Origin of the sequence: Massilia forsythiae (assembly GCF_012849555.1) — a bacterium.
GTDB lineage: Bacteria > Pseudomonadota > Gammaproteobacteria > Burkholderiales > Burkholderiaceae_D > Telluria > Telluria forsythiae.
Map to the genome: position 1 here is coordinate 2,779,417 of NZ_CP051685.1, position 20,908 is coordinate 2,800,324.

Below are 20,908 nucleotides of genomic sequence, written 5' to 3' on the forward strand. Positions count from 1 at the left end.
CAGTTTTGGGGAGAGGTAGAAAAAGGCGGTAAGCAGGCTTCGTACCACAAGTACAGCGCGCATCGTTACCGGAAAACAGGCTGGAGGAGACACACGTTTTATATGATGCTGCCGGCAAGACCGAGCGGCCGGGAACGTGAACCAAATTGAAGCGCACCCACGGGTGCGCTTTTTTTTATCTTGCCCGCATGTGCCGCTGGTTTTACACTGCGGCGATGGATATGCAAAAGGGCAGTGCACAGGGCAGCGTAATCTTCGACGCCATCGTCGGCGCGCCCTTTGGCGCCATCGGTATCCGCACCGGACAAGAGCGGGTGCGTGAACTGGTCTATTTGCCGCCGCATTACCAGGAACAGGCGCCGCGCGACGCCGCCGCCGAACAGGCGGCCGGGCAGGTGGCGCGCTATCTCGCCGACCCGGACTTTCGTTTCACGCTGCCGCTGCTGGACGCCGGCAGCGCCTTCCAGCGCCGCGTGTGGGATGCGATCGCCGCCATTCCGCGCGGCAGTGTGCGCACCTATGGCCACATCGCCAAGCTGCTGGGCTCGCATCCGCGCGCGGTGGGGCAGGCCTGCGGCGCCAACTGGTTTCCGCTGGTGATTCCCTGCCACCGTGTCACCGCTGCCGGCGGCCTCGGCGGCTTTGCCAGCAGCGACGATGAAAACGGCTTTCATTTGTCGGTCAAGCGCTGGCTGTTGCGCCACGAAGGCGCGACCGGTTTTACATCTCCATGGCAACAGCAGCCAATCTTCCACTGATCGACGCGTTCTGCGACACGCTCTGGCTGGAACACGGGCTGTCGAAGAACTCGCTGGACGCCTACCGGCGCGACCTGCGCCTGTTCGCGCGCTGGCTCGAGGTCAAGCGGCCCGAGCGAGTCGATCTGCACGCGGTCGAGGCCCAGGACATCGCCGCCTATTTCGCCGACCGCCACCCAGAATCGAAGCCGAGTTCGGCCAACCGGCGCCTGTCGGTGCTCAAGCGTTTCTACCAGCTGGCGCTGCGCGAACGGCGCATCGCGCTCGACCCCTGCCTCAAGATGGCCTCGGCCAGGCAGCCGACCCGCTTCGTGCACACCTTGAGCGAAGCCCAGGTCGAGGCGCTCCTGAATGCGCCGGACACCGCCATGCCGCTCGGCCTGCGCGAGCGCACGATGCTGGAACTGATGTACGCCAGTGGGCTGCGGGTATCGGAACTGGTGAGCCTGAAACTGGTCGAGCTGAGCCTGAACGATGGGGTGCTGCGCATCACCGGCAAGGGCAGCAAGACGCGCCTGGTGCCGTTCGGCGCGCAGGCGCGCCTGTGGCTGGAGCGGTATATGAAAGATGCGCGCGGCATCATCCTGGACGGCAAGATCGACGACGCCCTGTTCGTGACCGGTCGCGGCGGGGCGATGACGCGCCAGATGTTCTGGATCCTGATCAAGAAGCACGCGGCCCGCGCCGGCATCACGGCGCCGCTGTCGCCGCACACGCTGCGCCATGCCTTCGCCACCCATCTGTTGAACCACGGCGCCGACCTGCGTGTGGTGCAATTGCTGCTCGGCCACTCCGACATTTCGACGACGCAGATCTACACCCATGTGGCGCGCGAGCGCTTGAAGCACCTGCATGCGCAGCACCACCCGCGTGGCTAATTCTCAAGGACGGTGCGGGTGACGCGCTCATAATGGTCTGGCACGACTTTCCCATCGACATGCGCACGAGGTAAACATGGCCAAGACAAATTTCCAGTACGAAAAGCGGCAGCGCGAACTCGAAAAGAAACGCAAGGCGGAAGAAAAAGCGCGCCGCAAGCTGGAGGCCAAACAGAACAAACCGGACGCGGAAGATGCGCCGGCGCCGGATGGGCAGCCGCTGCAGCAACTGGCGCAGCAGGAGCGCGATCCGGCCTGATGCCGGCCTGGTATCTGCCTGGCCGGATTCAGCCGTCGCCGGGCGGATTGCCGTTCGCCCGTTCGTACAAGCGCAGTTTCGCCAGCACCTGGCCATGGTCGGACGCTTCCGGCAGGCCCAGGTCGAGGTGGTCGTTCAGGTACACCACGTCGACGATCTCGCCCAGCGCGCCCGGCACGTCCGGATTGAAATCGGCCGATACCAGGATGTGGTCGATGGTCGTGTACTGCCCCTCGTGGAGGTTGGAAAAGCCGACGTGGCGCAGCCGGTCCTGGCGCCGCTGCAGCTGGCAGGCGTCGTACAGGCGGTCGCCGGCGGGGCCGCCGATCCCCAGCACGATGCCGGTGGTGACGGCGTCGGCGACGTCGTTGAAGTCGCCCAGCACCACGCGCGGGCGGCGCCGCTCGCGCCCGAGTTGGGACAGCAGCACGCGCAGCGCGGCGGCCTCGGTGCCGCGCCGGATCAGCGAGCGCAGCGAGGCCAGCGCGAACAATTGCGGGTCGTCGCCGGTATCGCCGGTGCGGTAGTCGGGACGGCGCGATTTCAGATGCACCACCAGCACGTCGACCACCAGGCCGGGCGCGATCTCGATTTCCACATGCAGCGGCGCGCGCGTAAAACGGTCGGCGTCGCGGTTACCGGGCGGCATGGCGATCCCGGGCGGAAAAGTCGGCAACGCCTGCGGCGGCGCCGCCAGCGGCAGGCGCGATACCATGGCCACGCTCGGCGTCAGCTTGCCGGCGCCCGGATCCGGATCGAAGCCGATGTGCAGCGCATCGCGGTAGCGCCGGGTGCGCGCCAGGGTCTCGGCCAGCGCCGCCTGCGAAAACACTTCCTGGAAGCCGATCACGTCGGCATCGAGCATGTCGATCTGGCGCGCGGTCCAGTCCATCTTCGCTTCGACCTCGTCCGGCGTGCTGGGCTCCAGATTGTCGTACAGCCGGGCGCCCGGCGGGGCCAGGTTGTACACGTTGAAGGTGGCAAAGCGAATTTCTTGCTGCATAATAAGCAACTCCTCCGTTTGCTTTTAGCGTAACACGCATGGCCAAGAAAGAGCATATCTCCGAGACACCCGCGACCCAGTTCCTGCGCAAGCATGGCGTGGCCTTCTCGGAGCATCCCTACGACTACGAAGAACACGGCGGCACGGCGGTCTCGTCGCGCGAACTCGGCGTGTCCGAACACGCCGTCGTCAAGACGCTGGTGATGCAGGATGAGGCGGCGCGCCCATTGATCGTGCTGATGCACGGCGACTGCAAGGTCTCGACCAAGAACCTGGCGCGCGCGATTCCGTGCAAGTCGGTGGAGCCGTGCAAGCCCGAGGTGGCGCAGCGACACTCCGGTTATCTGGTCGGCGGCACCTCGCCGTTCGGCATCCGCAAGGCGATGCCGGTGTACGTCGAGGAAGGCATCCTGGCGCTGCCGAAGATCTACATCAACGGCGGCCGCCGCGGCTTCCTGGTCGGCATCGATCCGAAGGTGCTGGTCGACGTACTGGGCGCCAGGGCCGTGCAGTGCGCGCTGGCGGAATAGACCGCCGGGCAGCGGTGACGAATGCAGCCGGCCCGGCTATCGCCGGGCGCACGCCATGGTGTATATTCACGCGCCATAGTTAGGGAAACCCCATGTACACGATCCTCTTCACCATCGCCGCCTACCTGATCGGCTCGATTTCCTTCGCCGTCGTGACGAGCCGCGCCTTCGGCCTGTCCGACCCGCGTACCTACGGCTCAAAGAATCCGGGCGCCACCAACGTGCTGCGCAGCGGCAGCAAGAAGGCCGCGATCGCGACCCTGGCCGGCGATTGCGTCAAGGGCTGGCTGGCGGTGTGGCTGGCGGTGCATTTCGGCGGCCGCTTCGGCCTCGACGACGGCGGCGTGGCGCTGGTGGCGATCGCGGTGTTCCTGGGCCACCTGTGGCCGGTGTTCTTCCGCTTTGTCGGCGGCAAGGGCGTGGCCACCGCGCTCGGCGTGCTGCTCGGCCTGAACGTCTGGCTCGGCCTGGCGGTCCTGGCCACCTGGCTGGTGGTCGCCTACGCCTTCCGCTATTCCTCACTGGCGGCGCTGGTGGCGGCGGTGATGGCGCCGCTGTACTACGGCATCGGCCTGGGCGTCGACGAAAAACTGTTCGCCGTCATCTTCATGAGCGTACTGCTGCTGTACCGCCACGCAAGCAACATCACCAAGCTCCTGGCCGGCAAGGAATCACGCATCGGCAGCAAAGCCGCCGGCGCCAAGGCAAGCCCCAAGAAGTAAGCCCCTGCGCCCCATCAAACCGGGGTCAGAGCCCGGTTTTTGGCAATATCCCGTAGTCATCAATTGCTGTGTTTTGCCATTCGGGTCGGCAATTCGGGGTCAGAGCACAATTCGAGTCGAATTCGGGGTCAGAGCACTTTCGCCTGCAATAGCCCTGCCATCTCGATTTACGTCTTCGCCTGCCAGCTCTGCGCTATCGCTGCTCCTCAGCATGCTCTTTGAATGGTCCAGTGTCTTGGCGCCATTTCTGCAAATTGTGCTCTGACCCCGAATTCCTCGACGATTGTGCTCTGACCCCGAATCCGAATCGCGGCGCGGCCGGGCATTTTCGGTGGTGCGCTGCCGGCTTTGCGGCGATGTGTCACCATAGGCCTGTTTCTTACAAGATCAGAAAGGCGGTGAGCCGTGAGTCAACGGATGAGGATTGATTTTGTGTCGGACGTGTCGTGCCCCTGGTGCGTGATCGGCCTGAAGTCATTGGAAAAGGCGCTGGACGGCATGCGCGACGAACTGCAGGTCGACATCCACTTCCAGCCGTTCGAGCTGAATCCGGACATGGCGCCGGAAGGGCAGGACATCTTCGAGCACATCACGGAAAAGTATGGGTCGACGCCGGCCCAGCAGGACCAGTCGCGCGAGATGATCCGCCAGCGCGGCGCGGCGCTCGGCTTCACCTTCGACATGGGCAAGCGCGGCCGCATCTACAACACCTTCGACGCGCACCGCCTGCTGCACTGGGCTGAAAGCCAGGGCCAGGGTCATCAGCAGGCGCTCAAGGAAAAGCTGTTCGAGGCGTATTTCACCAAGCGCGAAGACCCGAGCTCGCACGACGTACTGCTGCGCGCCGCCCTCGATGCCGGGCTGGACGCCGAACAGGCGCGCCAGGTGCTGGCGTCGGACACGTACGCCGACGAGGTGCGCCAGCGCGAGTATTTCTGGCAGCGCGCCGGCATCCGCTCGGTACCGGCGATCGTCATCAACGAACGCCATTTGATCTCGGGCGGCCAGCCGCCGGAAGTGTTCGAGCAGGCGCTGCGCAAGATCGCGCGCGAGGACGCGACGGCTTGAACGGCCCAGCCGGCGCTGCCGCGATGGCGCCAGGGACGTTCACGGCAGGCCGGACGCCCGTTTGCGGCAGCGGCGCTGCACGCGCAGCGGCGCACGTCAGTTCAGGTCGAGCACGATCGGCTGATGATCCGACACCGCCGTCTCCGACTGCACATTCACTTCGGCGATGCGCGGCGCCAGGTCGTCGGTGACGAAGAAATAATCGTAGCATTCCGGCTTGTCCGGCCACGGAAAGCCGTGCAGCCCGGTAGTCGGCGCACGCGCCATGTCGCCATGACGGGCATGCCAGGCATCCACCAGTTGCAACGCGCCCGGTTCGTGCGGCGCCACCAGCTCGCGGTAGTCGTCCGACGCCGGCGCGAAGTTGAAATCGCCGCAAAAGATCGCAGTGCCGGGACGGAAGCCCAGCTGGAACGGCGGTTCCAGGTCCGGTTCCGGCTGGTAGATGCGCGCGCGCGCACAGGCTTCGCGGTGCAGCTCGCGGATGCGGCGCACCTGGGCGCGGCGCTGCAGCGGCGAATAGTATTCCAGGTGCGTGGTCAGCACGCGCAGCTTGCCGCCCGGCGTTTCCAGCACGGTTTCGATCAGCCCGCGCGGCATGCCGGCGCCATGCTCGGGATCGGCCGGCCACGGCAGCATGTGGCGCTGGGCCTGGGTGATGCGGTACTTGGAGAGCAGGATGTTGCCGAACTGGCGCGGCAGGTTGTTGCGGTAGATTTCGCTGGGGGCGTGGTCGATCATGTGGTACCCGCCGAAGGCGCCGCCGAGCTGTTTGAACTGGCTCGCGCTGGCGCTGCCTTCGAGTTCGGGATGATTCGCCGCCACTTCCTGCAGGCAGATCACGTCGGGATTCAGCTTGCGCAGCACATCGATGATTGCGTGGATGCGGATGCGCCCGTCCTTCCCACAGCCCCAGTGAATATTCCAGCTTACTATCCTCATCAAAAGCTCCAAGGCCAGTGTTTATGCGGGTTTCGGGGCGATCACCTGACCAGAAAAAGCCCCTAGCTACAATCCTGGCTACAAATTGAAGATGCGCCAGAAAGCAACATACTGAGACGCATCATACCCAATCAGTCCTTTTTCTTGCCTGCGGCAATCGCGCGCTCGATGCTGGCCGCCGTGACGCGCGTAGCTCGTTGACCGATATTCACGCGCTCCAGTTCCCCGCGCGCGAACATGCGGTAGATGGTGGCCCGGCACACGTCGAGCATCTTCATTGCGGTCGAGACCTTGTAGAGGGTCGGCTCCATTCACTTCTCCTGTTTGTGTTCGGTTGCTGGTGCTGACCTGCGCTGGGCCACGTCGACGCCGGCCTCGCGGGCCAGGCGCTCGATGATGGGGTCGGCGTGTGCCTGGTGGCCGTACGCGCGCGCCAAGCGGCGGTACAGCCACAGCATGGCGCTGAGCGTGTCGAGCGCCGCGAGGCGCTCCATGGCCTCGTGCATGCCGGGTACCGCGGCGTCGCCGGCTACGACCGCCGGCAGTCGACCAAGTTGGCACACGGCGCCGGCGGCCTGGCCAACGAGCGGGGCGGGAAGCGCCGCACAGTGGTCGACGTGGGCATGCGGCTCCCGCGACATCAACCATTCCTCGCCGCAGTCCATCGCATCCTGGTAGGCATCCTCGCTCGTCGTTTCCTCGGTCATCGGGTACACGCCGCCGCCAACCTCCTGGCCATCCTCGATCAGCTGCAGGCGCCAGCCCCCGCCCACGCGCGCCGGGCGCGGGGTGATCGTGTAGGCGAAGCGCATCGCCGCCGACGGCACGCTCTTGTCGTGAACCTGGTTCACTTCGACGCCCCCTTGCATCCCATGTGCGAATAGCCGTCGGCGGCGATGCGCGGCGTCAGCGCGTGATAGTTGCCGGTGGCGAGATACATGCAGCCCGTAGCCCTGTCCTGGTACATCGCCGGGTCGAAGCCGGCGCCGTCGTCGGCCGTGCGCGGCGCGCAGCTGGCACACGCCGCCAGTACCACCGCGACGGCGAGCAGGCCCAGCAGAACGCGACCGGCGAAACTGGCGATCTGCCGGTGCTGGCACTCGTCACGCATCGCGGCCTCCCGGGTGCAGGCTGGCCACCGCCGGCGGTTCGCCAAGTACGCGGCCCAGCACGCGCTGCGCGCCCAAGCACAGGCGAAACAGATCCACCGGGTTGGTGCTGGCGCTGGCCTCGCCGATGTCGCGCAGCAGCTGCGCCACGTCGACGCTGTCGATGCGCGCGGGCAGGGCGCCGGCCTGCTGGTGCTGGACGTGATCACGCATGGCCGCCTCCGACTTCGTGCGGGCGGTAAGGCTCGGGCGCGCCGATCAAGTTCAACAGGATTGCGCCGCTTTGCGGGCGGTCCAGACCGTTATCGTTGACCAGGTAGCGCAGCACCACGGCCGCCTCCTCGATGTCGCGCGGCCGGATCCGCGACAAGCAGCGGAACACGTAGTTCTGTCGCGCGCTGGCCGCCGCCGAGTAGTCGCCGGCCGCCGTGCCGCCGGCCGCGTCGCGCAGCCAGTACAGCTGGTTCCAGTATTGCAGCTCAAGCACGCACTGCCGCAGCGTACCGGGGCGCTGGGCCAGCGCGGCGTCGAAGCACTGGTCGACCTTCGCCTTGTCCAGGCCCCAGCCGTTCAGCACCGGATCCAGGTCGTTCAGCGTCGCTGCACAGAATTGCTCTGCCGGCGTCAGCTCGAAGATGCGCGCAGGCGCTTCCTGCTGGCGCTGCTGTTCGGGCAGCGCCAGGACCTCAACGCCGGCCTGTTCAGCGATGCTGGCCAGGGGCAGGCAGAACATGGCGGCGTGCGTCGGATTATCGTCCGGGCATGCGGCGAACAGGGCGCTCATCATGCGCCTCCTTTCTGGCTGTTCGTTTGTGCGCCGAGATCGTCCATTTCGTCGAAGTGCTCGTCGATGTAGCTCTCGATCACGCTCATCGCAGCAATCGACATTCGGTAGAAACGCCGCGCCGTGGCTCCGTCGATAATCCTGGCATCCCCAGCTATCTCAAGAAGTTCCGAACGCTCGACCAGCTGCAGGGCAGTGGCCACGCCGGAAGCAAGGTCGCGGATGTTGGACAGCATGTCATAGCGGCCGGCCTGGTTTTGTTCGCTGACCCACGAGAACGGTTTGAACAGCGGCGCTGGGTTCTTCGTGCTCATGCCTGCCTCCCGTGCTGTTCCTTGGCGGCTAGCGGCAACATCGCTTCGACTTCTTCCGCCAAATGCGAAGCCAGATACATCAGATTCGATTGAGCACCATCGGCGAGGTTGCGGAAGTTTTGGGCGCCTTCCATTCTCATCAGCGTCAAGAGGCTGGACAGCTGCGCTGAGCGCATGTGCGCTTGGTCATAGGCTGCCCCGTCTTCAACGAGGAAAGTCCCATTGGTCATGTTCACTGCGGCCGCAGCATTAAATTGCGCCAGGGCCGCAGCCTCAGCTTCTGCCGGCACTGGGGATATCCCCAGTATTGCAGAAGGTGTTGTATTGCTGATATTATTACGATTCGCCATTCCAACCTCCAAAAGTGTTAGGGCGTTAGGAACCATCCGGCGTGTGCAAGACGTCGGATGGTTCAGTTCTTAACAGGGTCCCGAGCCGCTTTAGATAGTTATTGAAGCTCGATCTGGTATAACTCTTTATGCATTAACAGGATAAGATTCTTCCTTACTCTGTCTGTCTGCATTAATGCCTCGTTCAATCAAATAGATCAATTCTGCATTTGTCGTTCGACGATTGGTTTCCGCAATCTTCTTTATCTTGTCACGCATACCATGTGGAAAACGCAACGTAAATTGGTCGGACTGGCGGCCGGTTTTTTGATCACTCATATTGACCTTCCTAAAAGCACAACACTATGAAGCACAGTGCTTCATTTGAAATCAATATAGCACCGTGCTTTTGTTGCGTCAAGCACGGTGATGCCTTATTATTGTCACTATGAGCCGAAAAGACCCCCAACTGAACCTGCGCCTTCCTGCAGATCTTAAAAACATGCTTGAGGATGCAGCAGAAGCGAACAATCGTTCTGTAACTGCAGAGACAGTGGAGCGACTTCGTGCTTCATTTTCAAGTGATCGTGATACAGCGAATACGCTGTTTTTGTTGTCGAGATTGGAAGTAAGAGCAGCAGAGGCAGAGATGGACTTGCTCAGGCATTATGCAATCGCCTTTCAGCTGTACGACCAAGTAAAGCTGCTGTCTGAAGAACTTCCAGAGTTAAAAAATATGAGCTCGGATGAGCGTGCGAGCGAGATTGCTTCAAAGTCGGATCTCCAACGAGTTCTTAAAATGGCCGAAAACCATCTTCGCTTTAATGAGGGTTCGCTTCCAATAATAGAGATGGCGAAGAAAATGTCTGACGAATTATCTAGCCTTAAATTTAAATCGGACAAGCTCCTTCAAGAAACAATTAGAAGGCTAGAAGAAAAATAATCCTTAAATACCGGCATTCGCCGGTTTTTTTTCGTCCCAAATAATATAGCACCGTGCTTGCAAGACTGCGATCACGGTGCTATATTCCGTCTGTGTAGCACGGTGATTTAGTTCGCCGCACTTGCGGTTTTGGCCGCTTCTCCCATCACCAATCGATGTCAATTAAGAAATTAATTGCCGTAGGGGATTCTTTTGCCTAAATTTTGTGAGTACTGCCTGAGGCCCTGCATCACGCGCCCTGTCGCTTATGTGCATTTCAGCGAATGGGTGAGCGGTTCTACCTTCCGGCACACCTTCGCTCGATTCAACCTGTGGAGTGCATGACCATGGGCGCCACCGACAACACCCTGGCGCTGGACCTGCACCCGCTCTGCACATTGTTCCCGCGGCTGGCCGGCGCCGAGTTCGATGCGCTGAAAGCCGACATCGTCGCCAACGGCCAGCACGAGCCGATCACCGTGTATGAGGGGCTGGTGCTGGACGGCGGCAACCGCTACCGCGCCTGCATCGAGGCCGGTATCGAGCCCAAGACCAAGCCATTCACCGGCGCTGACCCGGTCTCGTTCGTGCTCTCGGCGAACCTTCACCGCCGCCACCTCATGCCAGGGCAGCACGCCATCATCGTTTCCCGCGCGCAGGACTGGGCCAGCGCCCAAGCCGTAGGGCGGCCAGGGAAATGCGGCAACGTTGCCGCATTAAATACCGTTGCCGATCGCGCGGCCCGGTCTGGCGCCAGCGAGCGCACCCAGCGCATGGCCGACAAGGTCGCGCGGCAATCCCCCGAGCTGGCCAAGCAGGTCGCCCACGGCGAAATCACGTTGCCGCGCGCGCTCGAGCAGCTGGCGCCGAAACCAGCCGCAGCAGCGCAACGAGCGCCAGCCGCGCCGGCGGCTGGTGCTGATGCATTGGAGGAAGGGCCGGACGACCTCTACGACCAAGCCGCGGCCATCGTCCTGCAGCACCGCCGCGCTTCGATTTCGCTGGTACAGCGCCACCTGCGCATCGGCTACAACCGCGCCGCGCGCCTGATCGAGCAGATGGAGCGCGTCGGCATCGTGACGCCGCCGGCAGCGTCCGGCGAACGCATCGTGGTGGCGGCCGTCGTGCCCGCATCGATGGCGCTGGCCGGTACCGCGCGGCCGACCCTGATGCAGCAGGTGCAGCAGCAGGCCAACGCCGCGCCTGATGCCGGCGCCGAAGAAAACGCGCCAGACGCGGACCCCTCGGGCGAATCCATGGCGGTGGAGGCTGATCCGTTCAACGCCTTGCTGGACGATTACAACAAGGTGGCGGCCGAGCGCGACGGCCTGGTGACCAAGGTGGCGGCGCTGGAAGCACACGTTGCGCTGCTGACGCACGGCGATTTGGCTGCGCAGGTCGATGGCCTGGTGAAGCGCGCCGAAGCCGCGGAGTTGAAGTTTGATCAGCTGTCCAGCCGCAATCACGACCTGCAGGGTACGAAGCGCACCGCGCAGATCACGGCGCAGTACCAGGCTGACTTGCTGGCCAAGATCCGCAAGGCGCTGGGCGCCGAGGGTAACGCCGACATCCTGCCGGCGATCATGGCGCGGAGGGCGGCGGCATGAAAGAGCAGCTGAACCTGCGCCCGTACCAGGTCGACAGCGTCGAAGGCCTGCGCGCGCTGATCCGCCAGGGCAAGCGCAACATCGTCCTGTCGGTACCCACCGGCGGCGGCAAGACCGTGATCGCATCGCACCTGATCGCCGAATGCCACGGCAAGCCCGGCAAGCGCGCCGTGTTCGTGGCCGATCGCATCGCGCTCATCGACCAGACCAGCGCGACGCTCGACCGCTACGGCATCCCGCACGGCATCATCCAGGGCGACAACCCACGCCGCGCCGGATACGAGCGCGTCCAGGTCGCCAGCGCGCAGACGCTGGCCAAGCGCGGCTGGCCGGAAGCGAACCTAATCATCGTCGACGAGTGCCATACCGTGCACGCCACCGTCGCCGCCCGCATCGCCGGCCGCGACACCATCGTAATCGGCCTGACGGCCACGCCGATGACGGCCGGCCTGGGGAAGCTGTACGACGGCATCGTTACCACCATCACCACGAACCAGCTGATCGCCGGCCCGCTCCTCGAGGACGGCACGCGCGACAAGCCGTACCTCGTGCCGTTCCGCGTGTACGCCGCCAGCCAACCCGACATGACCGGCGCCAGGGCGGTGGCCGGCGAGTGGACCGACAAGGACGCCGCCGAGCGCTCGATGCCGATCATCGGCGATTGCGTCGAGGAGTACTTGCGCCACGCCGCCGGCAAGAAGTTCATCGCCTTCGGCTGCAACGTCGAGCACTGCGAGGAAATGCAGCGCCAGTTCCAGGCCGCCGGCGTGAACTGTGAGTTGTACACCTACCGGACCGACGAGGACGCCCGCGGCGCGCTGGTCGAGGAGTTCCGTAAGCCCGACAGCGCCGTGCGCGGCTTGATCAGCGTGAGCGCCTTGAGCAAGGGTTTCGACGTGCCCGACGTCGAGGTGATCATCATGGCGCGCCCGCTCAAGTCCAGCCTGGCCGAACACATCCAGATCCTGGGCCGCGGCCTGCGCATCCATCCGGGCAAGACCGAGTGCATCGTGCTCGACCACAGCGGCAACTGCGTCCGCTTCTGGGGCGCCATGCATGCCTTCCTGGAAAAGGGCGTGGCCGAGCTGGACGACGGCACGAAGAAGAAGCGCGCCGCGGCGCCCGAGCCCGAGACGAAGCCAATCAAATGCCCGAACTGTTCGTGCGTCCATGTGCCGTTGCCGGCGTGCCCGTCGTGCGGCCACATCTACAAACGCAAGCAGACCGTCGAGCATGTGCCCGGCGCGCTGCGCGAGGTCGCCGGCGGCAAGGATGCCGGCCCGACCGAGCAGGACAAGCGCGAGTTCCACGCCCAGCTGGCGCACATCGCCGCCGAGAAGGGCCGCAAGCCGGGCTGGATCGCCAACAAGTACAAGGAAAAGTTCGGCACCTGGCCGCGCGAGCGCGACGTGGAGCCGATGAAGCCGTCGACCGCGGTGCTCAAGTGGGTGAAGTCGCGCGAGATCGCGTTTGCGAAGCGGGCGAAGCAGTCATGAGCGCCTTCCTCCAATTCGTCCAGGCCAACGGCATCATCGTGCCCGACACGTTCACACCCGGGCGCTGGATCCGCTGCAAGACCGAAAGCCATCCCCGCAAGAAGAACGCCAGCATCAAGCTGGCCGACGATGGCTTGGTCGGCTGGTGCCAGGACTACGCCGTGCACATGGAGCCGCTGACGTGGCGCGCCGGCGACGGCGCCGCGCTGGCCGCGCCGATCGATCGGGCCGAAATTGCCCGGCGCCAGGCCGCGCGCCGCGCCGACCTGGTCAACGCCACGCATGCCGCGCGCGCCGCGTATGCCGCCTGCGCGCCGCTGCGAGACAGCCATCCCTACCTGGTCAACAAGAGCCTCGGCGTGGCCGGGTGCGTGGGCCTGCGCGTCGACGCGGCCGGCTGGCTGGTGATCCCGATGCTCTACAACGGCAAGGTGCTGAGCCTGCAGCGCATTTCGCCGGACGGCGAGAAGAAATTCCACCCCGGCGCCACGACCAAATACGCCTACTACGCGATCGAGCGCCCGGGCGCCGTGGTGACGGTGCTGGTGGAGGGCTTCGCCACCGGCCTGACCGTGTTCCAGGCCATCCCGAACAGCCGCGTCATCGTCGGCTTCAACGCCGGCAACCTGGCGCTGGTCGCCGAGCGCATGGAGCGCCGCGGCATGGGTGTGGTTTGCGCCGACAACGACCACGAGACCGAAATGCGCCGCGGATTCAACCCCGGCCTGGACGCCGCGCGCGCCGCCGCCGAGGTGCTGGGCGTGGGCGTCGCCTTCCCGACGTGCGAGCAGGGCACCGACTGGAACGACTACGTCATGGAGCAGATGGAACTGGCGCACGCCGGCCAGCGGTTCAGTTTCAGCCGCAAGCGCACCGCCATCCAGATCCAGACCAGCGTGTTCGCCGACGTGAAATTGAAGGTGATGCGTGCGGCGCAGCTGATGCGCGCGAAGTAGGGCGGCAGGAGCGCTCGGTTTCGAGCGCGTCTTGGAAAGGGCGATGGACACGCGCCCTTTCCAAGATTGCAGGGGCGCCCAGGAGCGGCCCCACGGTGGAGCGGACGACACCGGAGAAAACGAGCAGGGGCATGAGATCGGCCCACACCGCGAAAAGACCGGCCGCACCGCCGAACACCAGGGCACAGCACGAACAAGGCGCAGAGGGGGCCTTGCCGAAGCCTGAGAGCACAGGCCGACGCGAACAGAGGTACAGAGTTGGAAGGCTTGGCCCATTCGGCAGGCGCATTCGAGCGAGTGCGCCAGTCGAAGGGGCGAGGGGGCGGCCTGGGCGAGCCGTAGCGGGACTGACCACCCCGTGAATGCGTCACTTTCGATGAAGTTCTTGCTGAACCATGCTCGGGGCCGGGGATACCACAGCCTTACACCTATCGACTTCGGAGGGGTCCAACCAACCCCTCTAAATGACAACTATGGCCGAACGAAACGTGACTGAAAAACTGCAGCTGGCGCCGATCGCGCAGCACCGCGCCGCGCGCCGCCTGGCGTGCCGGCAGACCGCCGCGCATCCGGCGCACCACACCAGCCCAACCGACCGCGCCGCCGGCGCCGGCGCTTCCAGCCGCACCGGCGTAGCGACCCGCCTCGATGGCCTGGGGGATGCGTGATGGTGGATTGGCCGAGACGTGGAGCAGCGGCGCAATATCGGGCGCCACACGCCGCAGCAGACGACGTCGACCAGCTGGCCGGCGAGGACGATCCGCTGCAGGCGATTGCGCATTTCACCGATGGCGCGCTCACCGCCCGCGACGTGGCGCTGCTGCGCAAGGGCTTCGATGCGTACCTCAACGCCGCCGGCGAGATCCCGCTGGAGCGCTGCCTGGGCATCGCGGCGACGCACGGCGCCCGCCGCCGGTTGAAGCGCGACAGCTGGTTGCGCAAGGCGGCCATGCTCATCGACGCCGGCAGCAGCTGGACCGGATCGCAGAAGCTGGAAGCCGAGTGGAACCGGTTCATCAGCCGCGGCCCGTGGCACGCCTGGCGCGCCGACGACCACCCGCCGCCCGAGGCAACGCCGTTGAGCGAAGCCCTGTTCTACGCCACGATGTGCAACAGGTCGGACAGCCTGACCGCCAAACAGATCGAGCGGATCACAGGACATATTTTCAACGGGAAATGTCGCTGACCGAATCCGACAATGGCTCTTGAAGCGGCGCGATCGCGCCGCGCCTTCAGGAGTGAACATGTTTGGAATCGATTTTAAGTCGCTGCGCAAGGGCGTCGACAGCCTAGAAAAGCGCCTGCAGGCGATGCGCACCGAGGTCGAAGAACTGCGCCGCCAGCGCGAGCGCGTACAGCACGCGCCGGTACACAAGGATGATCTGAAAGCCCTGCTGGCCAACTGGCTGGCGGCCAATGGCGAGCGCTACCAGCAGTCGCTGCGCGAGACGCTGGCCAAGTTCGTGCGCAGCCCGCGCTACATGACGCAACACGACCTCGATCAGACCATGAGCCTGTCCGGCGCCCTGCAGCCGTTCGCCGGCGACACCGCGCGCATCGGCCCCAAGGACATCGACCAGGCGCTGTGCGGGCTGTTCGCCTCGCTGCTGAAAGACACCGTGATGAAGGAAATCGACAGCATGGATTGGTCGCCCAACGCCATCACCGCCGCCGAGCGCACCGTCACCATGGCCCAGCTGACCGAACAAATCGATCGACTCGACCGCGACACCGCCGCCCTGATCAACGAAGCCGAGGAAGCCGGCATTCACTGGAACCGATAATGACCAAAATTACCACCATCCGCGACGAGCAGGAAACCAACGCCCAAGGCATGGCCGACGCCCTGCTGCACCGCATGGCGCCCACCACCAAGCTGACCGAGAACGGCCAGCGCTTCCGCCACATGACCTTGCTCGAGCTGGCGCGCGAGTCGCTGGAAGTCGAAGGCCTCAACGTGCGCGGCAAGGACCGCATGGAGGTCGCCGCGCTGGCGCTGCAGAGCCGGAACATGGGCACGTCCGATTTCCCCTCCATCCTGGCCAACGTCGGCAACAAGCGCATGCGCCTGGCCTACCAGCAGAACCCGGCCACCTACCAGCTGTGGGCGCGCCGCGCCGCCGATCTGCCGGACTTCAAGAGCGTCACGGCCGTCCAGATCAGCAGCGCGCCGGATCTGTTGCGCGTAAACGAGGATGGCGAATTCCAGTACGGGAAGATGCAGGATGGCGCCGAAAGCTACTCGCTGATCACCTACGGCCGCATCGTGGCGCTGACCCGCCAGGCCATGGTGAACGACGACCTGCGTGCCTTCGATACGGCCCTGGCCGGCTTCGGCAGCGCTGCGGCCCGCCTGGAAAACCGCCTGGTGTATGCGCAGCTGACCGGCAATGCGCCGATGGCGGACGGTAACGCGCTGTTCGACGCCCAGCACAAGAACGCCGCGACCGGCGCCGGCTCGGCGCTGGGCCTGGATGCTCTCTCGGCAATGCGTGCCAGCATGCGCCAGCAGCGCGGCCTGCAGTCGGAAACGCTGAACATCGCCCCGAGCTTCTTGATCGTGCCGGCCGCCCTGGAGCAGGACGCCTACAAGCTGACCAGCGCGAACTACACGCCGTCCCGCTTCGCCGATGTGAACGAGTTCCGCGAGGGCGGCCGCTCCAGCCTGACGCCGGTTGTCGAGCCGCTGCTGGACAACGTGAGCGCGACGCAATGGTATGCCGCGGCGAACAACGGCCAGGTGGACACGGTCGAGTACTGCTACCTGGCCGGCACGGATGGCCCGGTGCTGGAGACCTGGAACCCCTTCAACATCGACGCCATGAACATGAAATGCCGCCTCGACTTCGCCGCCAAGGCGATCGACTACCGCGGGCTGTACCGGGCGGACGGCAAGTAATGCTGGTGTGATTGAAATTGGCGCCGAGAGACGAGACTCATAGGCGCCGAAGGCGAAGCTTCGACCTCGTGTGATATGGGTCTCGACTGGCCACGATGCTGCGGGCGCAGCGCGTGGGGGGCGCACCAGGCATGATGCTACATCTACCCGGCTTACTACCGGAGGAGGCGTGGGTTATGCGCAACCGTCCACCCCCATCCCTGCCTGTACTCCTGCCTTCCTTGGTAATGCTGAGATAAAAGTTTCACGCCGTACAGCCCGCTCGCTATCGCTCTGCATAGGACTGCTTTCGACCCATTGCGGACGGTCGAGGCACCTAGGGATAACGCAATATCGAGCGCATCTATTCAGTGTAGAGACTAGGAGAACTTCGATCCCTGGACAGCACTTTGCTCTTGCACGCGAAAATCGCTTTACATTGTTAGATATTTAGCTAATAATCAATCATGACTTCAGTTTTCAAAGCACTTTCCGATCCGACGCGCCGGCAGGTACTACAAATGCTGCGGGCCGGACCAATGGGCGCCGGCGCTTTGGCCGATTCCTTCGCTGTGTCAAAGCCGACGATGTCGGCGCACTTCTCCGTTTTGATCGCCGCAGACCTAATCGAAGCGGAGAAGAGCGGGCGTACGATCATCTACCGACTGAAGATGTCGGTGCTCGAAGAAGCACTGATGGGTTTCGCAGCAGCGTTCGGGCTGCAGCTTTCGTCCGAGACCCCGACCACAACGGCCCCTGGGCAAACAAAGGAGAAATCATGACCCTGCACCATCCGATTCGCCGCGCATTGTTGGTCGCTGCGGCCTACCTGTTGACAGCTGTGTTGCTCAATACACTCCGGCAGCGCGGCATTGTCAGCGCCGAGACGGCCATGCGCGTGATGGGCATCCTGATAGGCTCGACGGTGCTCCTTTCCGCGAACGTGCTTCCAAAGAAGTTGGTTCCCTTGGCGCGTGTGTCCTGCAATCCGGGACGTGAACAAACCCTTCGCCGTTTCGCCGCATGGACACTGGTATTGGGTGGCCTGGGTTTCGCGCTTGCATACGCGTTCGCGCCGATCGCGATCGCCAGCACGCTGGCCATCTGCCTGATGGCACCAGCCGTGATCGTTGTGGCAGGAAAATTAGCACACTGCCTCTGGATGAGCCGTAGCGTCGAACGCAGCCGCACTTAACACCATAGTTCGCCGGCTTGCTCTTTTTCAAGGTGCGCGTAGGTCCGGTTTTGGCCGAAAGCGGCCTGTCGGATGCACAGTGTAAAGCTCATGTTGTTGGAAGTGCAAATAATGCTTGTTTATTCCGTCAAAAATGATGCACATGTGGCGAGAAAGTGGCGAACAACTTCGCATACCGCCTTTAGGTAAAGGCTTTACCGATGATTAAGAGTCATCGGATACAGCCCCACGCGGCGGCGCCGGCGCGCACGCAACTGGCAGTGGCCAGCACCAGCAGCCCACGCCGATCCTATTGCAGCGGCGCCTGCAGCGGCGCCTGCAGCGGCGCCTGCAGCGTAGTGGCAACCTGCGCCGCACACCAGCAGCACCAGGTCGAACCGTGCTGCCTCGGCGCCGCCGGCATGCATCGTCCAGACGCCGGTGCAGGGCGACCGCGCCATCACCGCCCGCCACCATGTCACCGCGGTCGCCCGCTGACCGGTTGCCACCGCCGCCTGACCTGCCGCCGCCTGACCTGCCGCCGCCTGACCTGCCGCCGCCGCGCGCCGCTTGGCCACCGCCGCCACGTCCGCCGCCCGGCCGGCCCCTATCCCCCCCTCATTAGGTTCTCCCGGAGGAGTGTTGCGCAAGGGTAATTCAGGCCCCGTCATCGCGCTAGCGGGTGCCAAAACAATTTCCTGACAATAAGTTGACAACGGCGCGTGCGCAATCGGTAATTGAAATTCGCGTAAGTGATTGTATTGAATAAGAATATTGCTGACTTCCCTTCGATCGTCGAACGCTTGTTGCTGTAAACTTAGTTGACAACTTGCCTGACAAAATTGGAGCGATATGCAAAACATGATGAGCGTTGCCGAATGGGCAAGGACACTCGGGATTTCCCGCCAGGCAGCCGATCGAGCGATCAAGCGCTGCGGCATCGTCAGGGTGAACAACAAGGTCGATGCGGACATGGCCACGGCGCTGTACCAGAAGAACACGCGCCCGCGTGCCAGCGACGATACGCGGCGCTCGACCGGAGCGCCGTCGCTGGCCAGCGCTGCCGGCGACGTAGCCGACGAGCCCGACAACATTCCACCGTACGACGTGAGCCGCGCGCGGCGCGAAGCAGCGGAAGCCATCAGGTCCGAAATACAGGCCGCCGAACTGGCTGACACGTTCCTTGATCGGGGCGACGTCCAGTCGTGCGTGCGCGAAGTGGTGCGGGCGATGCGCGCCAGCCTGCAGGATTGCGCCAGACGGGTGGCGCTTGCGGTGGCGCCCCTGGCGACGGCTGACGAGTGCGAAGCCGTGATCGAGCGTGAGCACCGCGCCTTGCTGGAAGGGGTGGTGCTCACGCTTGCCGAAACCATACACCCGACGATGCCAGCGTAAAGCTCGCGCCCCGAAGCTACCTGACTAGCACTATGCGTTCGATGACGAGCACGGCCAGGTTCACCAGGTGCATACGGAAACCGGCGCCGTCGTGTTGTTGGCTGATCAGGTGCATGCTGGCGGCCGGCGTAGGCGCGCGGCGATCGCGTTGCGGCCTCGATGCTGGTCAACCAGCTGCCGGACACTAGTGCCTGTGATGAATCCCGCTGACCAGGTGTTGGCCAGCTGCAGGGCCGCACAACAGCCCACACTGCACTCGTCTGGAACGTTGCGTTGGTGGCGGCTGTCCGGATCCCGTCGGCGCTGCGCGTCCAATGTTGACCAGCTACATGCAGGTGCCTGAGCCGGCGCCAGGGCACGCTGGTGATACGCGCTGTGGCCAACCGTGATCGCGTCGCTCGCTCGGTGCTGGCGGACCAGCTGCCGCACGCTGTCCGGGTTCGGCGTGATGGTTGTGCATGCCGCCGATGCCCTTAACGGCGACCAGGGCGAGCAGCTGCAGGTCGCCCCGACCCGTGTCGCTGGTTTCAAGCTGAACCATGCTGGTCATACACGCAGAATACGGCGCCGCCATGCTGCTGGCCGACTAGCTGCTGCACGCCGGGCCCGCAGCGGCGATCATGCTACGTCTTCGATGCTGGCCGGAACGGCGCCGAGCGCGCATACGGCCATAATGCGTTAAAGGAAAGGGCGGCATCTACGCGTGCCGTGTCGTACACGTGAGCACATCTGGGACGTAAAATTAGACGCCTTGCACTGGAGAATAATTTTTGCTGGTGAACCCCTCTGCATCCACGTCGGATAACGGCACTTCGAACGGTACTCCCATACGAACAGCGCCGATTCTCTCGATTGTGTGCTCTTGAGCGAGACGCGTGGAGGTAACCATCTCATCGGTTACGATGTTGTAAATTTGAAACTTATAGACACGTACTGTGTTGCCCGTCGATGCGATAGCTACCATGAGTGCTCCTCAATTTTAGGCCAAGGCCCACAGCTTCCTGACTCTTGGGGGTTGGAAGTTTTGTTATACTCTCCGGATGAACACCTACCCTGGCATTTTAATCGCATTTGACGGCATCGACGGCGCTGGCAAAACCACGCAGGTACTTTTGCTCCAAAGCGTCCTTGAAGGCCTTGGCGAGACCGTTGTTGTTTCCAAGGAGCCCACCGACGGCGAGTGGGGCCAAAAGCTCAGAGACTCCGCGCTGACGGGCCGCATGCCGTTTGACGAAGAACTTGAGACATTTATACGTGATCGACAAGATCATTTGACTCGAAAGGTCATCCCGGCTCTGGAAGCAGGAAATGTTGTCATCCTGGATCGTTATTTCTACTCGACGATCGCCTACCAAGGCATTCTTGTGGCAGACCACGCGACGATCGAGCAGCAAGTCCGAGCAAATGTTGTTACCCCTGATGTGGCCTATTGGATGGACCTGCCTGCCGATTTGGCAGTCAGTCGAGTTATATCGAGAGACGGACGACCTAATCTTTTTGAACGCCAGGAAGACCTTGACAAGGCGGGAAAAATATTTCGCTCAATAGCTGAGTCCGACTCAGTGCTTCGCAAGGTTGATGCAACTTTGTCAGTTGCGGCCCTGCATCGGTTCATTGTCGATGACTTAGTGGACGGTGCATTCAAAGCGAAGCGGTGTAGAAAATCGTATGGTTGCGATGACCCAGTCTACTGCATCCCACGACTCACGAATTCGTGCGACTGGTGGCAGGCCAAGCAAAAATTGGCATCAATTCTCGAAATACCGTAATAGCATCCTTATCGT

At 63.5% G+C, this 20,908-nt stretch carries 29 protein-coding genes; 18 read left to right on the top strand and 11 right to left on the bottom strand.

Annotated features, from left to right (window positions below; translation table 11 throughout):
* Nucleotides 1-221: 221 nt before the first annotated feature.
* The 3 genes from HH212_RS11990 (at nt 222) to HH212_RS12000 (ending at nt 1,895) form a co-directional block, all read left to right on the top strand.
* Nucleotides 222-758, top strand: a complete 537-nt coding sequence (locus HH212_RS11990) for a methylated-DNA--[protein]-cysteine S-methyltransferase (protein WP_170202682.1) — start codon at nt 222-224, stop codon at nt 756-758.
* The gene (gene xerD, locus HH212_RS11995) at nt 731-1,636 is read left to right on the top strand and encodes a site-specific tyrosine recombinase XerD (protein ID WP_170202683.1); all 906 of its coding nucleotides are present in this window, start codon (nt 731-733) and stop codon (nt 1,634-1,636) included. The genes HH212_RS11990 and xerD overlap by 28 nt, the downstream gene beginning before the upstream one ends.
* Before the next feature lie 76 nt (nt 1,637-1,712).
* A complete protein-coding gene (locus tag HH212_RS12000) occupies nt 1,713-1,895 on the top strand; it encodes a hypothetical protein (RefSeq protein ID WP_170202684.1) in 183 nt (60 codons plus the stop codon).
* 28 nt (nt 1,896-1,923) lie between these two features.
* Here HH212_RS12000 and HH212_RS12005 read toward each other — a convergent pair whose 3' ends face one another.
* The gene (locus HH212_RS12005) at nt 1,924-2,898 is read right to left on the bottom strand and encodes an endonuclease/exonuclease/phosphatase family protein (protein WP_170202685.1); all 975 of its coding nucleotides are present in this window, start codon (nt 2,896-2,898) and stop codon (nt 1,924-1,926) included.
* Between the two features lie 38 nt (nt 2,899-2,936).
* On the opposite strand from HH212_RS12005, the gene HH212_RS12010 reads away from it, so the two are divergent.
* From HH212_RS12010 to HH212_RS12020, 3 genes are all read left to right on the top strand, one after another.
* Nucleotides 2,937-3,428, top strand: coding sequence for an aminoacyl-tRNA deacylase (locus tag HH212_RS12010; protein WP_170202686.1), 492 nt, complete (start codon nt 2,937-2,939; stop codon nt 3,426-3,428).
* Between the two features lie 92 nt (nt 3,429-3,520).
* Nucleotides 3,521-4,150, top strand: a complete 630-nt coding sequence (gene plsY, locus HH212_RS12015; protein ID WP_170202687.1) for a glycerol-3-phosphate 1-O-acyltransferase PlsY — start codon at nt 3,521-3,523, stop codon at nt 4,148-4,150.
* Nucleotides 4,151-4,567: 417 nt separating this feature from the next.
* Entirely contained in the window at nt 4,568-5,218 is a 651-nt protein-coding gene (locus HH212_RS12020; RefSeq protein ID WP_370663922.1) for a DsbA family oxidoreductase, read from the top strand.
* A 96-nt stretch (nt 5,219-5,314) separates the two neighbouring features.
* On the opposite strand, the gene HH212_RS12025 is transcribed toward HH212_RS12020, so the two are convergent.
* The 9 genes from HH212_RS12025 to HH212_RS12065 form a co-directional block, all read right to left on the bottom strand.
* Nucleotides 5,315-6,160 carry an endonuclease/exonuclease/phosphatase family protein gene (locus HH212_RS12025; RefSeq protein ID WP_170202689.1) on the bottom strand — a complete coding sequence of 282 codons (846 nt, stop codon included), beginning with the start codon at nt 6,158-6,160 and terminating at the stop codon, nt 5,315-5,317.
* Between the two features lie 131 nt (nt 6,161-6,291).
* Entirely contained in the window at nt 6,292-6,471 is a 180-nt protein-coding gene (locus tag HH212_RS12030) for a helix-turn-helix transcriptional regulator (RefSeq protein WP_170202690.1), read from the bottom strand.
* Entirely contained in the window at nt 6,472-7,029 is a 558-nt protein-coding gene (locus HH212_RS12035; RefSeq protein WP_170202691.1) for a hypothetical protein, read from the bottom strand. It abuts the gene before it with no gap.
* Nucleotides 7,008-7,271, bottom strand: coding sequence for a hypothetical protein (locus tag HH212_RS12040; protein ID WP_170202692.1), 264 nt, complete (start codon nt 7,269-7,271; stop codon nt 7,008-7,010). The genes HH212_RS12035 and HH212_RS12040 overlap by 22 nt, the downstream gene beginning before the upstream one ends.
* Complete coding sequence (locus HH212_RS12045) at nt 7,264-7,482, bottom strand: hypothetical protein (protein ID WP_170202693.1); 219 nt, start codon at nt 7,480-7,482, stop codon at nt 7,264-7,266. The genes HH212_RS12040 and HH212_RS12045 overlap by 8 nt, the downstream gene beginning before the upstream one ends.
* Nucleotides 7,475-8,056 (bottom strand): hypothetical protein, encoded by a 582-nt coding sequence (locus HH212_RS12050; protein ID WP_170202694.1) that lies wholly within the window; start codon nt 8,054-8,056, stop codon nt 7,475-7,477. The genes HH212_RS12045 and HH212_RS12050 overlap by 8 nt, the downstream gene beginning before the upstream one ends.
* Nucleotides 8,053-8,367, bottom strand: coding sequence for a hypothetical protein (locus tag HH212_RS12055; RefSeq protein WP_170202695.1), 315 nt, complete (start codon nt 8,365-8,367; stop codon nt 8,053-8,055). Before HH212_RS12055 ends, HH212_RS12050 begins: the two co-directional genes overlap by 4 nt.
* Nucleotides 8,364-8,717 (bottom strand): hypothetical protein, encoded by a 354-nt coding sequence (locus HH212_RS12060; protein ID WP_170202696.1) that lies wholly within the window; start codon nt 8,715-8,717, stop codon nt 8,364-8,366. Before HH212_RS12060 ends, HH212_RS12055 begins: the two co-directional genes overlap by 4 nt.
* Before the next feature lie 126 nt (nt 8,718-8,843).
* A complete protein-coding gene (locus HH212_RS12065; protein WP_170202697.1) occupies nt 8,844-9,035 on the bottom strand; it encodes an Arc family DNA-binding protein in 192 nt (63 codons plus the stop codon).
* Between the two features lie 109 nt (nt 9,036-9,144).
* Here HH212_RS12065 and HH212_RS12070 point away from each other — a divergent pair, with 109 nt between their 5' ends.
* From HH212_RS12070 to HH212_RS12120, 11 genes are all read left to right on the top strand, one after another.
* The gene (locus HH212_RS12070; RefSeq protein ID WP_170202698.1) at nt 9,145-9,639 is read left to right on the top strand and encodes an Arc family DNA-binding protein; all 495 of its coding nucleotides are present in this window, start codon (nt 9,145-9,147) and stop codon (nt 9,637-9,639) included.
* A 326-nt stretch (nt 9,640-9,965) separates the two neighbouring features.
* Complete coding sequence (locus HH212_RS27825; RefSeq protein WP_370663923.1) at nt 9,966-11,225, top strand: DNA translocase FtsK; 1,260 nt, start codon at nt 9,966-9,968, stop codon at nt 11,223-11,225.
* Nucleotides 11,222-12,721, top strand: a complete 1,500-nt coding sequence (locus HH212_RS12080) for a DEAD/DEAH box helicase family protein (RefSeq protein ID WP_170202699.1) — start codon at nt 11,222-11,224, stop codon at nt 12,719-12,721. The genes HH212_RS27825 and HH212_RS12080 overlap by 4 nt, the downstream gene beginning before the upstream one ends.
* Nucleotides 12,718-13,677 (top strand): toprim domain-containing protein, encoded by a 960-nt coding sequence (locus HH212_RS12085; RefSeq protein ID WP_170202700.1) that lies wholly within the window; start codon nt 12,718-12,720, stop codon nt 13,675-13,677. Before HH212_RS12080 ends, HH212_RS12085 begins: the two co-directional genes overlap by 4 nt.
* Nucleotides 13,678-14,165: 488 nt before the next feature.
* Nucleotides 14,166-14,345, top strand: a complete 180-nt coding sequence (locus tag HH212_RS12090; protein ID WP_170202701.1) for a hypothetical protein — start codon at nt 14,166-14,168, stop codon at nt 14,343-14,345.
* The gene (locus tag HH212_RS12095; RefSeq protein WP_170202702.1) at nt 14,345-14,863 is read left to right on the top strand and encodes a hypothetical protein; all 519 of its coding nucleotides are present in this window, start codon (nt 14,345-14,347) and stop codon (nt 14,861-14,863) included. Before HH212_RS12090 ends, HH212_RS12095 begins: the two co-directional genes overlap by 1 nt.
* A 58-nt stretch (nt 14,864-14,921) precedes the next feature.
* Nucleotides 14,922-15,461: a hypothetical protein gene (locus tag HH212_RS12100; protein WP_170202703.1), complete on the top strand. Its 540-nt coding sequence runs from the start codon at nt 14,922-14,924 to the stop codon at nt 15,459-15,461.
* On the top strand, nt 15,461-16,576 hold the full coding sequence (locus HH212_RS12105) for a phage major capsid protein (protein WP_170202704.1): 1,116 nt from the start codon (nt 15,461-15,463) through the stop codon (nt 16,574-16,576). The genes HH212_RS12100 and HH212_RS12105 overlap by 1 nt, the downstream gene beginning before the upstream one ends.
* Nucleotides 16,577-17,022: 446 nt before the next feature.
* Nucleotides 17,023-17,337, top strand: a complete 315-nt coding sequence (locus HH212_RS12110; RefSeq protein ID WP_170202705.1) for an autorepressor SdpR family transcription factor — start codon at nt 17,023-17,025, stop codon at nt 17,335-17,337.
* On the top strand, nt 17,334-17,750 hold the full coding sequence (locus HH212_RS12115) for a hypothetical protein (protein ID WP_170202706.1): 417 nt from the start codon (nt 17,334-17,336) through the stop codon (nt 17,748-17,750). Before HH212_RS12110 ends, HH212_RS12115 begins: the two co-directional genes overlap by 4 nt.
* Before the next feature lie 831 nt (nt 17,751-18,581).
* The gene (locus tag HH212_RS12120; protein WP_170202707.1) at nt 18,582-19,124 is read left to right on the top strand and encodes a hypothetical protein; all 543 of its coding nucleotides are present in this window, start codon (nt 18,582-18,584) and stop codon (nt 19,122-19,124) included.
* A 742-nt stretch (nt 19,125-19,866) separates the two neighbouring features.
* Here the strand turns inward: HH212_RS12120 and HH212_RS12125 are convergent.
* Nucleotides 19,867-20,088 (bottom strand): hypothetical protein, encoded by a 222-nt coding sequence (locus tag HH212_RS12125; RefSeq protein ID WP_170202708.1) that lies wholly within the window; start codon nt 20,086-20,088, stop codon nt 19,867-19,869.
* Between the two features lie 76 nt (nt 20,089-20,164).
* Between HH212_RS12125 and tmk the strand changes: the two genes are divergently transcribed.
* The gene (gene tmk / locus HH212_RS12130; RefSeq protein WP_170202709.1) at nt 20,165-20,893 is read left to right on the top strand and encodes a dTMP kinase; all 729 of its coding nucleotides are present in this window, start codon (nt 20,165-20,167) and stop codon (nt 20,891-20,893) included.
* Nucleotides 20,894-20,908: the final 15 nt, after the last annotated feature.

What these genes read in the sequence shown, in the direction of transcription:
- HH212_RS12125 (WP_170202708.1), bottom strand. Translation starts at nt 20,088, where the DNA reads ATGGTAGCTATCGCATCGACGGGCAACACAGTACGTGTCTATAAGTTT.
- HH212_RS12065 (WP_170202697.1), bottom strand. Translation starts at nt 9,035, where the DNA reads ATGAGTGATCAAAAAACCGGCCGCCAGTCCGACCAATTTACGTTGCGT.
- HH212_RS12070 (WP_170202698.1), top strand. Translation starts at nt 9,145, where the DNA reads ATGAGCCGAAAAGACCCCCAACTGAACCTGCGCCTTCCTGCAGATCTT.
- HH212_RS12080 (WP_170202699.1), top strand. Translation starts at nt 11,222, where the DNA reads ATGAAAGAGCAGCTGAACCTGCGCCCGTACCAGGTCGACAGCGTCGAA.
- HH212_RS27825 (WP_370663923.1), top strand. Translation starts at nt 9,966, where the DNA reads ATGGGCGCCACCGACAACACCCTGGCGCTGGACCTGCACCCGCTCTGC.
- HH212_RS12035 (WP_170202691.1), bottom strand. Translation starts at nt 7,029, where the DNA reads ATGCAAGGGGGCGTCGAAGTGAACCAGGTTCACGACAAGAGCGTGCCG.
- HH212_RS12000 (WP_170202684.1), top strand. Translation starts at nt 1,713, where the DNA reads ATGGCCAAGACAAATTTCCAGTACGAAAAGCGGCAGCGCGAACTCGAA.
- HH212_RS12005 (WP_170202685.1), bottom strand. Translation starts at nt 2,898, where the DNA reads ATGCAGCAAGAAATTCGCTTTGCCACCTTCAACGTGTACAACCTGGCC.
- HH212_RS12105 (WP_170202704.1), top strand. Translation starts at nt 15,461, where the DNA reads ATGACCAAAATTACCACCATCCGCGACGAGCAGGAAACCAACGCCCAA.
- plsY (WP_170202687.1), top strand. Translation starts at nt 3,521, where the DNA reads ATGTACACGATCCTCTTCACCATCGCCGCCTACCTGATCGGCTCGATT.
- HH212_RS12060 (WP_170202696.1), bottom strand. Translation starts at nt 8,717, where the DNA reads ATGGCGAATCGTAATAATATCAGCAATACAACACCTTCTGCAATACTG.
- HH212_RS11990 (WP_170202682.1), top strand. Translation starts at nt 222, where the DNA reads ATGCAAAAGGGCAGTGCACAGGGCAGCGTAATCTTCGACGCCATCGTC.
- HH212_RS12115 (WP_170202706.1), top strand. Translation starts at nt 17,334, where the DNA reads ATGACCCTGCACCATCCGATTCGCCGCGCATTGTTGGTCGCTGCGGCC.
- xerD (WP_170202683.1), top strand. Translation starts at nt 731, where the DNA reads ATGGCAACAGCAGCCAATCTTCCACTGATCGACGCGTTCTGCGACACG.
- HH212_RS12120 (WP_170202707.1), top strand. Translation starts at nt 18,582, where the DNA reads ATGCAAAACATGATGAGCGTTGCCGAATGGGCAAGGACACTCGGGATT.
- tmk (WP_170202709.1), top strand. Translation starts at nt 20,165, where the DNA reads ATGAACACCTACCCTGGCATTTTAATCGCATTTGACGGCATCGACGGC.
- HH212_RS12020 (WP_370663922.1), top strand. Translation starts at nt 4,568, where the DNA reads ATGAGGATTGATTTTGTGTCGGACGTGTCGTGCCCCTGGTGCGTGATC.
- HH212_RS12095 (WP_170202702.1), top strand. Translation starts at nt 14,345, where the DNA reads ATGGTGGATTGGCCGAGACGTGGAGCAGCGGCGCAATATCGGGCGCCA.
- HH212_RS12030 (WP_170202690.1), bottom strand. Translation starts at nt 6,471, where the DNA reads ATGGAGCCGACCCTCTACAAGGTCTCGACCGCAATGAAGATGCTCGAC.
- HH212_RS12040 (WP_170202692.1), bottom strand. Translation starts at nt 7,271, where the DNA reads ATGCGTGACGAGTGCCAGCACCGGCAGATCGCCAGTTTCGCCGGTCGC.
- HH212_RS12050 (WP_170202694.1), bottom strand. Translation starts at nt 8,056, where the DNA reads ATGATGAGCGCCCTGTTCGCCGCATGCCCGGACGATAATCCGACGCAC.
- HH212_RS12010 (WP_170202686.1), top strand. Translation starts at nt 2,937, where the DNA reads ATGGCCAAGAAAGAGCATATCTCCGAGACACCCGCGACCCAGTTCCTG.
- HH212_RS12110 (WP_170202705.1), top strand. Translation starts at nt 17,023, where the DNA reads ATGACTTCAGTTTTCAAAGCACTTTCCGATCCGACGCGCCGGCAGGTA.
- HH212_RS12100 (WP_170202703.1), top strand. Translation starts at nt 14,922, where the DNA reads ATGTTTGGAATCGATTTTAAGTCGCTGCGCAAGGGCGTCGACAGCCTA.
- HH212_RS12045 (WP_170202693.1), bottom strand. Translation starts at nt 7,482, where the DNA reads ATGCGTGATCACGTCCAGCACCAGCAGGCCGGCGCCCTGCCCGCGCGC.
- HH212_RS12055 (WP_170202695.1), bottom strand. Translation starts at nt 8,367, where the DNA reads ATGAGCACGAAGAACCCAGCGCCGCTGTTCAAACCGTTCTCGTGGGTC.
- HH212_RS12025 (WP_170202689.1), bottom strand. Translation starts at nt 6,160, where the DNA reads ATGAGGATAGTAAGCTGGAATATTCACTGGGGCTGTGGGAAGGACGGG.
- HH212_RS12085 (WP_170202700.1), top strand. Translation starts at nt 12,718, where the DNA reads ATGAGCGCCTTCCTCCAATTCGTCCAGGCCAACGGCATCATCGTGCCC.